The 13,053-nt window shown below is 62.3% G+C and carries 12 protein-coding genes and 1 pseudogene; 12 read left to right on the forward strand and 1 reads right to left on the reverse strand.

Annotation, left to right across the window (positions count from 1 at the left end):
* Positions 1-93 precede the first annotated feature (93 nt).
* On the forward strand, positions 94-1,023 hold the full coding sequence (locus ACWPVA_RS09960; RefSeq protein ID WP_454287530.1) for a calcium/sodium antiporter: 930 nt from the start codon (positions 94-96) through the stop codon (positions 1,021-1,023).
* Positions 1,024-1,065: 42 nt separating this feature from the next.
* Here ACWPVA_RS09960 and ACWPVA_RS09965 read toward each other — a convergent pair whose 3' ends face one another.
* Positions 1,066-1,971 carry an RTX toxin gene (locus ACWPVA_RS09965; RefSeq protein ID WP_454287531.1) on the reverse strand — a complete coding sequence of 302 codons (906 nt, stop codon included), beginning with the start codon at positions 1,969-1,971 and terminating at the stop codon, positions 1,066-1,068.
* Positions 1,972-2,398: 427 nt separating this feature from the next.
* Here ACWPVA_RS09965 and rpsF point away from each other — a divergent pair, with 427 nt between their 5' ends.
* The 11 genes and pseudogenes from rpsF (at position 2,399) to ACWPVA_RS10020 (ending at position 12,926) form a co-directional block, all read left to right on the forward strand.
* Entirely contained in the window at positions 2,399-2,860 is a 462-nt protein-coding gene (gene rpsF / locus ACWPVA_RS09970) for a 30S ribosomal protein S6 (RefSeq protein ID WP_454287532.1), read from the forward strand.
* A 24-nt stretch (positions 2,861-2,884) separates the two neighbouring features.
* On the forward strand, positions 2,885-3,133 hold the full coding sequence (gene rpsR / locus ACWPVA_RS09975) for a 30S ribosomal protein S18 (protein WP_454287533.1): 249 nt from the start codon (positions 2,885-2,887) through the stop codon (positions 3,131-3,133).
* A gap of 196 nt (positions 3,134-3,329) precedes the next feature.
* Entirely contained in the window at positions 3,330-4,301 is a 972-nt protein-coding gene (locus ACWPVA_RS09980) for a DUF2232 domain-containing protein (protein WP_454287534.1), read from the forward strand.
* A 24-nt stretch (positions 4,302-4,325) separates the two neighbouring features.
* Positions 4,326-4,904 (forward strand): 50S ribosomal protein L9, encoded by a 579-nt coding sequence (rplI, locus tag ACWPVA_RS09985; protein ID WP_454287535.1) that lies wholly within the window; start codon positions 4,326-4,328, stop codon positions 4,902-4,904.
* A gap of 327 nt (positions 4,905-5,231) precedes the next feature.
* The gene (locus tag ACWPVA_RS09990) at positions 5,232-6,728 is read left to right on the forward strand and encodes a replicative DNA helicase (RefSeq protein WP_454287536.1); all 1,497 of its coding nucleotides are present in this window, start codon (positions 5,232-5,234) and stop codon (positions 6,726-6,728) included.
* Between the two features lie 168 nt (positions 6,729-6,896).
* On the forward strand, positions 6,897-8,060 hold the full coding sequence (gene alr / locus ACWPVA_RS09995; RefSeq protein WP_454287537.1) for an alanine racemase: 1,164 nt from the start codon (positions 6,897-6,899) through the stop codon (positions 8,058-8,060).
* A 102-nt stretch (positions 8,061-8,162) separates the two neighbouring features.
* The gene (gene radA / locus ACWPVA_RS10000) at positions 8,163-9,566 is read left to right on the forward strand and encodes a DNA repair protein RadA (protein WP_454287538.1); all 1,404 of its coding nucleotides are present in this window, start codon (positions 8,163-8,165) and stop codon (positions 9,564-9,566) included.
* A gap of 87 nt (positions 9,567-9,653) precedes the next feature.
* Positions 9,654-10,265: a CvpA family protein gene (locus tag ACWPVA_RS10005; RefSeq protein WP_454287539.1), complete on the forward strand. Its 612-nt coding sequence runs from the start codon at positions 9,654-9,656 to the stop codon at positions 10,263-10,265.
* A gap of 127 nt (positions 10,266-10,392) precedes the next feature.
* Complete coding sequence (gene purF, locus ACWPVA_RS10010) at positions 10,393-11,883, forward strand: amidophosphoribosyltransferase (RefSeq protein WP_454287540.1); 1,491 nt, start codon at positions 10,393-10,395, stop codon at positions 11,881-11,883.
* 18 nt (positions 11,884-11,901) lie between these two features.
* Positions 11,902-12,642, forward strand: a complete 741-nt coding sequence (locus ACWPVA_RS10015) for an SDR family NAD(P)-dependent oxidoreductase (RefSeq protein WP_454287541.1) — start codon at positions 11,902-11,904, stop codon at positions 12,640-12,642.
* A gap of 63 nt (positions 12,643-12,705) precedes the next feature.
* A pseudogene (locus ACWPVA_RS10020) lies at positions 12,706-12,926 on the forward strand (DUF6500 family protein).
* Positions 12,927-13,053 lie beyond the last annotated feature (127 nt).

Here is a 13,053-nt window from a genome sequence, read left to right on the forward strand (position 1 = left end):
TGAAGAGTTCCCGCTCTGTAAAAGGGGGCCGGCAATGACCATCTGGGCCTGTGCTCAACTTGGGAAGCCTTCCCAGACACAAAGGGGATAAACGTGGATTACATCCTGGTCGTTGCCGGAATTGCGGGACTGTATTTTGGCGCCGAGTGGCTCTTGCGCGGGGCGATCGCCCTGGCTCAGAAGCTCGCGATACCGACACTCGTCGTCTCGCTGATCATCGTCGGCTTCGGCACGTCCATGCCGGAACTCCTGGTGTCCATTCGCGCCGCAACCACTGGTTCGGCCGATATCGCTCTCGGGAATGTCGTCGGATCCAATACCGCCAATGTCCTCCTGATCGTCGGCGCATGTGCTTTGATCTATCCCATCTCCACCTGGGACCGGGCCGTGCGCCGGGACACCTATGTCATGATGGCCGCCTCGCTTCTGCTTCTTGGTCTGGTCCAATTTGGCTCGATCGAACGCATAGCAGGCCTGGCCATGGTGGCGCTCCTGCTCGCCTATGTCGGTTATGCCTACCTCCAGGGTCGCAAGGCATCAGTCCCGCTTGACGAGGAGGTCAAGCACGAAAAGCTCAGCGGCGTCTTCATGGCGACGTTGATTGCTGGCGGTCTGCTGACACTCTTTGCTGGCGCGGAGGCTCTGGTTCGCGGAGCGACCAATCTGGCGCGCGATTTCGGCGTGTCGGAAGCCGTGATCGGCCTGACGGTCGTCGCCATCGGAACGTCCCTGCCCGAGCTGGCCACCGGCATCATGTCGGCCTTGCGTCGTCACTCCGACATCATGATCGGCAATATCGTCGGCTCGAACATTTTCAACATCCTGTTCATCCTCGGTGTCACCTCGATCATACAACCGGTTAGCGCCGCCCCCCGTTTCGCGAGCTTCGACGTGCCGGTGATGCTGGCGATCACGCTCGGATTTTCGGCCTTGCTGCTGACCCATGTCGGCGTACGCCGGCTCGTAGCCGGTGCCATGCTGGTGATTTACGGGGCATACACCTTTGCTCTGGTGCAGATCTGAATTTGGATCGCCCACGCCGGCAGGCACGGCTGCCGGCGTGGCTCAGCCGACTTTCAACACTGTTTGCCCCTGATCGAGCGCAAAGCTGTAGGACAGGCCAGCGCCATTCAGCGCCTTCTGATCGAGTGTCAACGTGATGCGGTCCGTCGTTCCTTCGAAGGAAGCGGTCAGTGTATTTCCAGTCACCGAGATCCGCACATCCCGCTCCAGGTAGCCGTCGAGCCTGAGGGTCACGCCGCCGTTGGACGTGATGGCGTCCTGCCCGTCACCGCGGGCGAATGCGTATTCCGCAACCGCATTCGATGCTGTCTGATTGGTCCGCTTGAACACGATCGTGTCGTTGCCCGTGCCGCCCGAGGCGAATATCCTCGTGCCTTCGAGAGTGAGGTCATCATCACCCTCGCCGCCATCGATCCCGATCAGCGCCTCACCGGCGGCCGCAATGCGATCGTTCCCCGCACCGCCGGAGATGCCCATCACCAGCCGGGCCGCGATCTCGACGACGTCGTCTCCGCCACCGGCGTCGACATAGGCGATGAAACCCCCACTTGCGCTTATCCTGTCGGATCCGTTCCCGGTGGCAATCGAGGCGATGGACGCGGCCTTTGCGGTCACGTGATCGTCACCGTTCCCCGTCTCGACATTGGAGACGCTCTGCGCGCGGAAGGTCAAACTGTCGTCGCCGCTGCCTCCTCTTGCCGCCGTGATATGGCCCAAGGTTTCGTCGACCGTGCCGGTCTCGTCGACAGCTTCGTCTCTCAGGGCGAGGATCTCGATAATCCGGGCAAGTGCCCTCTGGCCAGAAGTCTCGGCAACAACCGCAGGCTCCGACTGCCCCCAGGATGAGGAAGGCAGCCGCGGACGCAGGTCAGCATCTGCAGGTGAAAACAACTGAGTCGCATAGGCACTCGCAGACGGATTGCGATAGAAGCTGTTGATCACCGGCATGGCAGTATTCCTGACGAAAAGTCGCACCAAAATCTGGACGCAGCATGGACTGAAGAAGTTCAGAATTAGCTTACAGGCCGCCCGAGCGATCCCGAAACTGATACACAAATCTCGGTAAGCGCGTGGTTAACCCCGCAACGAAAGACGCCATGGGCGCAGAAAATTCCGCAGAGACCTTGCATTTCCGGCCGATACGCGTATAAGCGCGCCGTTCACAACACCCGGTCTTTCTGGCTGGTGGCTGAACGGAGGGCAGGCTCCAGCAATGGATCCGCAGGAACCACAAGGGTTCCGGTCTCCCGTGTCTCCGCTCTCGACCGTCTCGAACACAACGCTTTTCTTGCCTCGGCCTGGCCGAACAGGAGCAGTCGTTGAGGCTTAGCGCCGGATCCGGGTGATGACAACCGCAAGAAAGGCAAAGCTTACAATGGCTCTTTACGAACATGTATTCCTTGCCCGGCAGGATATGTCCGCTCAGCAGGTTGATGCCCTCGTCGAACAGTACAAGGGTGTTATCGAAGCGAATGGCGGCAAGGTCGGGCGCGTAGAAAACTGGGGCCTCAAGTCCCTCACCTACCGCATCAAGAAGAACCGCAAGGCTCATTACGCGCTGATGGACATCGAAGCTCCGGGTGCGGCGATCCACGAAATGGAACGCCAGATGCGCATCAACGAAGACATTCTTCGTTACATGACCATCGCCGTGGAAGCCCACGAAGAAGGCCCGTCGGCCATGATGCAGAAGCGCGACCGTGATGACCGTCCGCGCCGTGACGGCGACGACCGTGGCCCGCGCCGCGAAGGTGGCTTCAGCGACCGTGGTCCGCGTCCGGACCGTGGCCCGCGCGAAGGTGGCTTCGAGCGTCGTCCGCGCGAAGACCGCGCGTAAAGCTGAGCAAAAGGAGAAATTACAATGGCTGATGCATCCTCTTCTCAGGCACGTCGTCCCTTCCATCGTCGTCGCAAGACCTGCCCCTTCTCGGGCGCAAATGCTCCGAAGATCGACTATAAGGACGTTCGTCTGCTGCAGCGCTACATTTCCGAGCGCGGCAAGATCGTACCTTCGCGTATCACCGCAGTTTCCCAGAAGAAGCAGCGCGAACTCGCCAAGGCGATCAAGCGCGCCCGCTTCCTCGGCCTGCTGCCGTACGTCGTAGCCTAAGACCGATCCGAAGCCTGCCGGCATCACGCCGGCGGGCTTCATCCCTTCCGCGTTGGGCGCGGATCGGAACCATGCCGACGGCCGCCAGCTTCAAGCGAAGCTTCAGCGACTTCAGGTGAAATCCCATGTTGGGGACGGACTTCAGGATCTGATTCCGGCTTCTCCCCTAACTGCTTGAACCAGCAGGACAGCGAGCGTGAAACAAGTGAACAGACAATTGCTGCTGATCGGCGTGATCGCCGGTATTACCGCTACCCTGCTGGTGCTGGGCGCGAATGCGCAGCCGTCGTTTTCCTCGATACTCTATGCCGCTTCGGCTCTGCCCGTCCTGATCGTCGGCCTTGGCTGGGGAAATGTGGCGTCAATCACCGCCATCGGAACAGCAGCTGTCCTCGGCGCGCTCGCTATCTCGCCGCTCTTTGCGCTTGCCATGGCCATCTTTACCCTGCTTCCGGCCGGCTGGCTCAGCCATCTCGCCAATCTCGCCCGGCCCGCTTCCGAGATCGGTGGCCCCGACGACCTGGTGGCCTGGTACCCGCTGTCCGACATCCTGCTGCATCTGTGCGGGCTGGTGACGCTCGCGGTGATCTTTCTCGGCGTCATGATCGGCTACGGCCCGGACCTGACCGGCCAGATGGTCGATATGCTGATCGCCTCGGTCAACGAGCGCGATCCGACGCTTGCGGCCGACCCTGCCTCGATCGAGCAAGTCAAGCGCACGATGGTACTGCTGCTGCCGATCGTTCAGGGCGGTATCTGGGTGCTGATGCTATTTGCCGCCTATTACATCGCCATGCGCGTCGTGAACTCTTCCGGCCGGGCGCTGCGCCCGCGCGAGGACTTTCCGTCTTCGCTGCGAATGAACCGCAACGCGGTCTACATTTTCCTCGCCGGGATCGTCGCCTGCTTCCTCGGTGGTGTGCCGGCACTGATCGGAGCGACGATTTGCGGCACCTTCGGCGCGGGCTTCCTGCTGGCAGGCTTCGGCGTGCTGCACCTGCGCACGCGCGGCAAGGACTGGCGCCTTCCGGCGCTCGTTCTCGCCTATATCTCCGCTCCGATGATCCTGCCGGCCTTCATCATTCTCGTCCTCGGACTTGCCGATACAAGGCGGACCGTGGCCCTGACCCCGGCCCGCAAGGCCAAGACTGACCAGTCCGAGTCGTAAATTCAAACTGAAAGGAACAGAAAAATGGACGTGATTCTTCTCGAACGCATCGCCAAGCTCGGCCAGATGGGCGAAACCGTAAAGGTTCGTGACGGCTTTGCCCGTAACTACCTCCTGCCGCTGGGCAAGGCCCTGCGCGCCAATGCCGCGAACAAGGCACGCTTCGATGCCGAGCGCGCAACGCTCGAAGCCCGCAACCTCGAGCGCAAGTCCGAGGCCCAGACGGTCGCCGAAGTTCTCGACGGCAAGCGCTTCATCGTCGTTCGCTCTGCCGGCGAAACCGGCCAGCTCTACGGTTCGGTTGCCGCCCGTGACGTCGTTGAAATCCTCGCCGCCGAAGGCTTCAACCTTGGTCGCAGCCAGGTCGAACTGAACACCCCAATCAAGGCCATCGGCCTGCACAAAGTGGTCATCCATCTGCACGCCGAGGTCGAAATCGCGGTCGAACTCAATGTTGCCCGCTCGGCCGACGAAGCCGAACGCCAGGAAAAGGGCGAAAGCCTCACCTCGGCCGACGCCATCTACGGCGTGGATGAAGACGCGCTTCGCCCGGAAGACTTCTTCGATCCGGACGCTGACCGCGACGAAGGCGACGACGAATAAGACCAGCGCCTGCTGGACACGACGCCCGGGTCTCGCGACCCGGGCGTTTTTGTTTTTCCTGCCGATTGCGCGGCGAGTGATGGCGTTTGAAGTTTTGCCGTTCACGGCAGGGCTTTGCGATATGATCAGACGCGGATTGGCGATTCGTTTGGCGAGAATTTCGCGCAAGCACTTTCCTCACGATGGGTGCTGATTCTATTCGATGCCCTGTGGATAGAAGGGGACAAGTCCCGTGCGCTCGATTGAAGTTGACTCGCACCAACCCAGCCGCCAAATCCATAGGCCAACACGATAGACATTCCCGAGAAGAAAAGACGGTAGCCCGCGATGAACGATGCTGCGCGCAAGATAGCCCCGATCCAGCCGGCCGAAGCCCACTACCGGGAAGCGCCGAACAATATTGAGGCCGAACAGGCCCTTCTGGGTGCGATTCTCGTCAACAATGACGCCTATTACCGCGTCTCCGACTTCCTCAAGCCGGATCACCTGTACGAGGCCCTGCACCGCAAGATCTTCGAGGTCGCCTCCGAGATCATCCGCATGGGCAAGACCGCCAACCCGGTCACCATCAAGACCTTCCTGCCAGCCGAGCAGAAGGTCGGCGACCTGACGGTTGCGCAATACCTCGCCCGCCTCGCTTCGGAAGCGGTCACCATCATCAACGCCGAGGACTATGGCCGGGCGATCTACGACCTCGCGCTCCGGCGTTCCCTCATTCAGATCGGCGAAGACGTCGTCAACATCGCCTACGACGCGCCGCTCGACATGCCGCCGCAGGCACAGATCGAAGACACCGAACGCCGCCTCTTCGCTCTTGCCGAGAATGGCCGTTATGACGGCGGCTTCCAGTCATTCAACGATGCGGTTGCACAGGCGATCGACATGGCCGGCGCCGCCTTCGAACGTGACGGGCACCTGTCCGGCATTTCCACCGGCATCATGTCGCTCGACAGCAAGATGGGCGGCCTGCAGCGCTCCGACTTGATCGTGCTGGCCGGACGTCCGGGCATGGGCAAGACCTCGCTCGCGACCAACATAGCCTACAATATCGCCGCCGCTTATGAGCCCGAGATCAATCCGGACGGCTCCTTCAAGGCCAAGAACGGCGGCGTCGTCGGCTTCTATTCGCTGGAAATGTCGTCCGAACAGCTCGCCACCCGTATCATCTCCGAGCAGACGGAGGTCTCGTCCTCGAAGATCCGCCGCGGTGACATCACCGAAGCCGATTTCGAAAAGCTCGTCGCCTGCAGCCAGATGATGCAGAAAGTGCCGCTGTTCATCGACCAGACCGGTGGTATCTCGATCGCCCAGCTGTCGGCCCGCGCCCGTCGCCTCAAGCGCCAGCGCGGCCTCGACTGCCTGGTGGTCGACTATATCCAGTTGATGACCGGTGCCGGCAAGGCGGGCGAGAACCGCGTGCAGGAAATCACCCAGATCACCACGGGCCTGAAGGCGCTCGGCAAGGAACTCAACGTTCCCATCATCGCGCTGTCTCAGCTGTCGCGTGGCGTGGAAAGCCGCGAAGACAAGCGGCCACAGCTGTCCGACCTTCGTGAGTCGGGCTCGATCGAGCAGGATGCCGACGTCGTGCTGTTCGTTTTCCGTGAGGAATACTATGTAAAGAACAGCGAGCCGCGCGACATGGCCGACCCCAAATATCCGGAATGGGAAGCACTGATGGACAAGGTCAAGGGCACGGCCGACGTCATCATCGCCAAGCAGCGCCACGGACCGACCGGCACCGTCAAGCTCGCCTTCCAGGCGGAATTCACGCGCTTCGCCGACCTCGCCGACCCGAGCTTCACCGCCTATGAGGAGCCGTGAGCCAGCACAGTCAAAAATCTCGGCCACGGAGTTTCTGACGGTCAAGCCGTGCGGAGCTGCGCGGCAAACAATTGTGCATTGCGAGATTTAGTCGGCCACATACGTTCCCGGGCACGCGAAAAATGCTAGGGTCGCGGACAATTCTCTCAGCCCAGTGGTACCCAGACGATGACCGCCGCCCTCGACCTGACCGACGCCTCCGATGAGTTTCTCGCCGCCCCTCTCCGACTAACCATCGATCTTTCCGCCCTCGCGGACAATTGGCGGGACATGGCCAGGCGATCCGGCAAGGCGCGCACCGCGGCCGTGGTCAAAGCGGACGCCTACGGCCTTGGCATCGAAGATATCGGCCAGACGCTTTATCATGCGGGCGCGCGTGACTTTTTCGTTGCGATCCCTTCCGAGGGCGCGACGCTCAGGCCCTACGCACCCGAAGCGCGGATTTTTGTGCTGTCCGGCATATGGCCAGGCATGGAGGAGACCTTCTTCGAGTACGATCTCGTTCCGGTCCTTGCCTCGCAGGAACAGCTCGTCTTCTGGATGTCGGTCGTTGCAGAGCATGGCGACCACCCTTGCGCACTGCATGTCGATACCGGCTTCAACCGCCTCGGCCTGCCGCTCGAGGATGCCCTGGCACTGGCCGACGACGTGTCGCGGCCAGCGAGCTTCTCCCCGGTTCTGGTGCTCAGCCATCTCGCCTGCGGCGACGATCCGTTATCCCCGATGAACCGCCAGCAACTGGAATCATTCCTGAAGGTTAGCGCCGCCTTCGAAGGGATCGATTCAAGCCTTTCAGCTTCTGCTGGAACCTTCCTCGGGCCGGAATACCACTTCGACCTGACCCGTCCCGGCATCGCGCTCTATGGCGGCGAGGCAGTCAACGGCGTGAAGAACCCGATGCGCGCGGTTGCAACCGCCGAAGCCCGCATCCTGCAGATCCGCGAAGCCAAGGCCGGAGAAGCGGTGAGCTATGGCGCAACCTGCACGCTTGGCCGCGACAGCCGGCTGGCCGTGGTCTCCGCCGGCTATGCCGACGGCTATTTACGTTCGCTCTCGGGCAGCGGTGTGCCGCTTCGCGAGACGGGAATTGCCGGCGCCTGTGGTTTTGTCGCCGGCCACAAAGTGCCGGTCGCCGGCCGCGTCACCATGGACCTGACGATCTTCGACGTGACCGACGTGCCACCAAACGCCATTTCCGCCGGCGACTATATCGAACTGTTCGGCGCCAACATGCCGATCGACGAGGTGGCCCGCGCCGCCGGCACGATCGGTTACGAACTGCTGACGGGGCTCGGCCTACGCTACGAGCGGCGCTACATCGAAGCGCTCTAGGATACACGCGGCCGGCTTGCGCATTCCCGCGATTTCTCCTAACTGAGAGATCGATATTCACTTTTTGTTCCGCGTGCGGCGCGGACACAGGAATTCTCCCGGATGGCGAAAGCGAAGACCCAATTCATCTGCCAGAACTGCGGCACGGTGCATAACCGCTGGGCCGGCAAGTGCGACGGCTGCGGCGAGTGGAACACCATCGTCGAGGAAGACCCGATGGGCGGCATCGGCTCCGGTCCTGGAAAGACGCCGAAGAAGGGCCGCCCGGTCACCCTCACCTCGCTGTCCGGCGAAATCGAGGAAGCACCGCGCATCCCGACCGGCATGGGCGAACTCGACCGTGCGACTGGTGGCGGTTTCGTGCGCGGCTCGGCCGTGCTGATCGGCGGCGATCCGGGCATCGGCAAGTCGACGCTTCTCATGCAGGCGGCCGCCGCCCTGTCGCGCAAGGGCCATCGCGTCATCTACGTCTCGGGCGAAGAGGCGGTCGCACAGGTTCGGCTCCGCGCCCAGCGTCTCCACGCCGCCGACACTGATGTTCTTCTCGCCGCCGAGACCAATGTCGAGGACATCCTCGCCACCATTTCCGAAGGCAAGCGCCCGGATCTCGTCATCATCGATTCGATTCAGACGCTGTGGAGCGACGCGGCGGATTCGGCACCGGGCACAGTCACGCAGGTCCGGACCGGCGTGCAAGCTATGATCCGCTTTGCCAAGCAGACCGGCGCCACCATGGTGCTGGTCGGCCATGTCACCAAGGACGGCCAGATCGCCGGTCCGCGCGTGGTCGAACACATGGTCGATGCGGTGCTCTACTTCGAGGGCGATCGCGGCCATCACTACCGCATCCTGCGCACGGTGAAGAACCGCTTCGGCCCGACCGACGAGATCGGTGTTTTCGAAATGTCTGACAAGGGCCTGCGTGAAGTCGCCAACCCGTCGGAACTCTTCCTCGGCGAACGCAATGCAAAGTCGCCCGGCGCCGCGGTCTTCGCCGGCATGGAAGGGACCCGCCCGGTGCTCGTTGAAGTACAGGCGCTCGTCGCGGCGACAACGCTTGGCACGCCGCGCCGTGCCGTCGTCGGCTGGGATTCGTCGCGCCTTGCGATGATCCTCGCCGTGCTCGAGGCCCATTGTGGCGTTCGCCTCGGACAACACGACGTCTACTTGAATGTTGCGGGCGGATATCGCATCTCTGAGCCCGCTGCGGACATGGCGATCGCCTCTGCCCTTGTTTCGTCACTGGCCGGTCTTGCCCTTCCCGCCGATTGCGTCTATTTCGGCGAAGTCAGCCTGTCAGGCGCGGTCCGTCCGGTTGCGCATACGGCCCAGCGGTTGAAGGAGGCGGAAAAGCTCGGCTTCTCGTCCGCTGTCCTGCCTGCCGCTTCGTCGGAACTTCCGAAAGGGGCGACCGGGAAGTGGAGCGAAGTCGAGAGCCTGCCCGATCTCGTGGCGCGGATCGCCGGCTCACGGTTGAAGGCGCGCTCGGAAGAGGCTGGCGACTGATCCAATCCGGCCCGGCCGGCTTAAGGCGACAGTGGTCGCGATGGCAAAAAAGCAGGCGGTGGCCGGCAAGTCTTGGAGTTGGTATTTATGCCCATTACGATTTTTGACGGTATTGTCATCGGCGTCGTGCTGTTCTCGGCCGTACTCGCCATGGTGCGCGGATTTTCGCGCGAAGTCCTTTCGATCGCCAGCTGGGCCGGCGCGATTGCCGCCGCCTATTATCTTTATCCGGTGCTGCTTCCTTACGTGCAGAACTACACGAGTGATGACCGCATCGCGATCGCCGGATCGGCCGGCATCATCTTTCTGGTGGCACTGATCGTCATCTCGTTCATCACCAGCCGCATCGCCGACTTCATCATCGATAGCCGCATCGGCGCGCTTGACCGCACGCTCGGTTTTCTGTTCGGCGCGGCGCGCGGCATCCTGTTGCTGGTCGTCGCGGTGGCTTTCTGGAACTGGCTGGTCGACGTCAAGCATCGCCCTGACTGGGTCAACAATGCCAAGTCGAAGCCCTTCCTCGACGCGCTCGTGCTGAAGCTCGAGGCCGTTCTGCCGGAAGACATCGAGCCGCAAATCCGCGCACGCATCCTCGGCAAGGAAGAGCCGGCGACGAATGCGCCGGCTGCCGAAGCTCCGACCGATCAGGCGCCGGACAACTTGGTACCAACGGAAGACGCACCGGCCGCCAACAACTGACCGGGCTGCGGCCTTCGGCCGCGCCAAAGACAATCACTTGCGGACGCCGCCGGATCAGGACAGACCGGCGGCTTCCGTGTTAAAGCCGTCCCGGCACATCTGTCCGATCGAGCAAAGGCCTGCTTCCATGTCTCAGTCTGATTTTTCCGGTTTTGAATGGAGTCTCGAAGACGACACACTCCATGAGGAATGCGGGGTGTTCGGCATTCTGGGCCACCCCGATGCGGCGACCCTGACTGCGCTGGGCCTGCATGCGCTTCAACATCGCGGCCAGGAAGCGGCCGGCATCGTCTCGTTCGACGGGCGTCAGTTTCACACCGAAAAACACATGGGCCTGGTCGGCGACCACTATACCAATCCGGCGACGCTCGCCAAACTGCCCGGTTCGGTGGCCATCGGCCATACCCGCTATTCGACCACCGGCGAAGTGGCGTTGCGCAACGTGCAGCCACTGTTTGCCGAACTGGAAGAAGGCGGCATCGCCATTGCCCATAACGGCAACTTCACCAACGGTCTGACCCTGCGCCGCCAGATCATCGCCACCGGCGCCATCTGTCAGTCGACCTCCGACACCGAAGTCGTGCTGCATCTCATCGCCCGCTCGCGTCATTCCTCCACGGCCGACCGCTTCATCGACGCCATCCGCCAGATGGAAGGCGGTTATTCGATGCTGGCGATGACCCGCACCAAGCTCATTGCCGCCCGTGACCCGATCGGCATCCGCCCGCTCGTGATGGGCGAACTCGACGGCAAGCCTATCTTCTGCTCGGAAACCTGCGCGCTCGACATCATTGGCGCCAAGTTCGTCCGCGACGTCGAGAATGGCGAAGTCATCATCTGCGAGATCCAGCCGGACGGCTCGATCACCATCGACGCCCGCAAGCCTGCCAAGCCCCAGCCGGAACGGCTCTGCCTGTTTGAATACGTCTATTTCGCCCGTCCCGACTCCGTCGTCGGCGGCCGCAACGTGTACCAGACGCGCAAGGCCATGGGCCTCAATCTGGCGACCGAAGCCCCTTGCGACGGCGACGTGGTCGTACCGGTGCCCGACGGCGGCACGCCGGCAGCGCTTGGCTATGCCCAGGCCAGCGGCATTCCCTTCGAATACGGCATCATCCGCAACCATTATGTTGGCCGCACCTTCATCGAGCCGACGCAGCAGATTCGCGCCTTCGGCGTCAAACTCAAGCATTCCGCCAACCGGGCGATGATTGAGGGCAAGCGGGTCGTGCTGGTCGACGATTCGATCGTGCGCGGCACCACCTCGCTGAAGATCGTGCAGATGATCCGCGATGCCGGCGCCAAGGAAGTGCATATCCGCGTCGCCTCGCCGATGATCTTCCATCCGGACTTCTACGGCATTGACACGCCGGACGCCGACAAGCTGCTGGCCAACCAGTATGCCGGACCGGAAGCGATGGCGAAGTATATCGGTGCCGATTCGCTCGCCTTCCTGTCGATCGACGGGCTTTACCGCGCCGTCGGCGGCAAGCCGCGCGATAACAATGCGCCGCAATTCACCGACCACTATTTCACCGGCGATTATCCAACCCGTCTGCTCGACAAGGAAGGCGAGAAGATGGGCCGAAAGGTCTCCATGCTGGCGACCAACGGCTGAGTTTCAAGGACAGATACCATGACAGTTGACCTGAAGGGCCGTATCGCGCTCGTCACCGGCGCCTCGCGCGGCATCGGCTACTACACCGCTCTCGAACTCGCCAAGGCCGGCGCCCATGTCATTGCCTGCGCCCGCACCGTCGGTGGGCTTGAAGAACTCGACGACGCGATCAAGACCGTCGGCGGCACCGCGACGCTCGTACCCTTCGACCTTGCCGACATGAATGCGATCGACGCTCTTGGCGCCTCGATCAATGAGCGCTGGGGCAAGCTCGACATACTTGTCGCCAATGCCGGCGTGCTCGGCGTCATCTCGCCGATCGGCCACATCGAGGCCAAGGTGTTCGAAAAGGTGATGACCATCAATGTCACCGCCACCTGGCGCCTGATCCGCTCGGTCGAACCGCTGCTCGTCAAGTCTGATCAGGGTCGCGCGCTGATCCTGTCATCGGCTGCTGCCCACAAGTGCCGCCCTTTCTGGGGCGCCTACTCAGCCTCCAAGGCTGCCGTCGAGGCGCTCGCCCGGACCTGGGCGGGTGAGACACAGCGCCTGCCGCTTCGCGTCGTATCCATCGATCCGGGCGCCACCCGGACCGCCATGCGCGCCCAGGCCATGCCGGGTGAAGACCCGAGCACGGTTCCGCATCCCTCAGAAGTCGCCGCGAAGCTTCTGCCGCTGTGCGGCCCCGGCCTCACCGAGACCGGCAAGCTCTTCGTCGTGCGAGAGAACAAGCTCGTCGACTACCGGATGCCGGAGTGAACCAACTTGGAATGCGAAGCAGGAAGGTTCCCGCCACCTGAACTCCCCGGACAAAGGTCATCGATGAGAGCTAGCCTGACAAAGAAGATCATCCAGGTTTGCGACCGGAAAGTGGCTGAGAAGGGTCCCGACATCGGTCTGTCCTTCTACGCCTCATTCGCCAACAGGAACGAGATCCGGAGCTGCTGATGGAGGCGGCGGAATGATGGATACGCACCCACCGGCTCGACCACTTCGAGAAGGCCTCAAAGATCAAGCAGATGGTGGTGGCATGCGGCGCGTAGCCGAGAGCCGGAAGCCGCTGGCTTATGCGATCCTCCACTCTTGACCTCGCGCGCGGCCCGCGCCATAACTCGCCCCATGAAAACGACCATCTGCATTATCTGCGGGATCATTATTCGCTAGCGTCAG

The sequence above is a fragment of the Rhizobium arsenicireducens genome, from assembly GCF_964021225.1.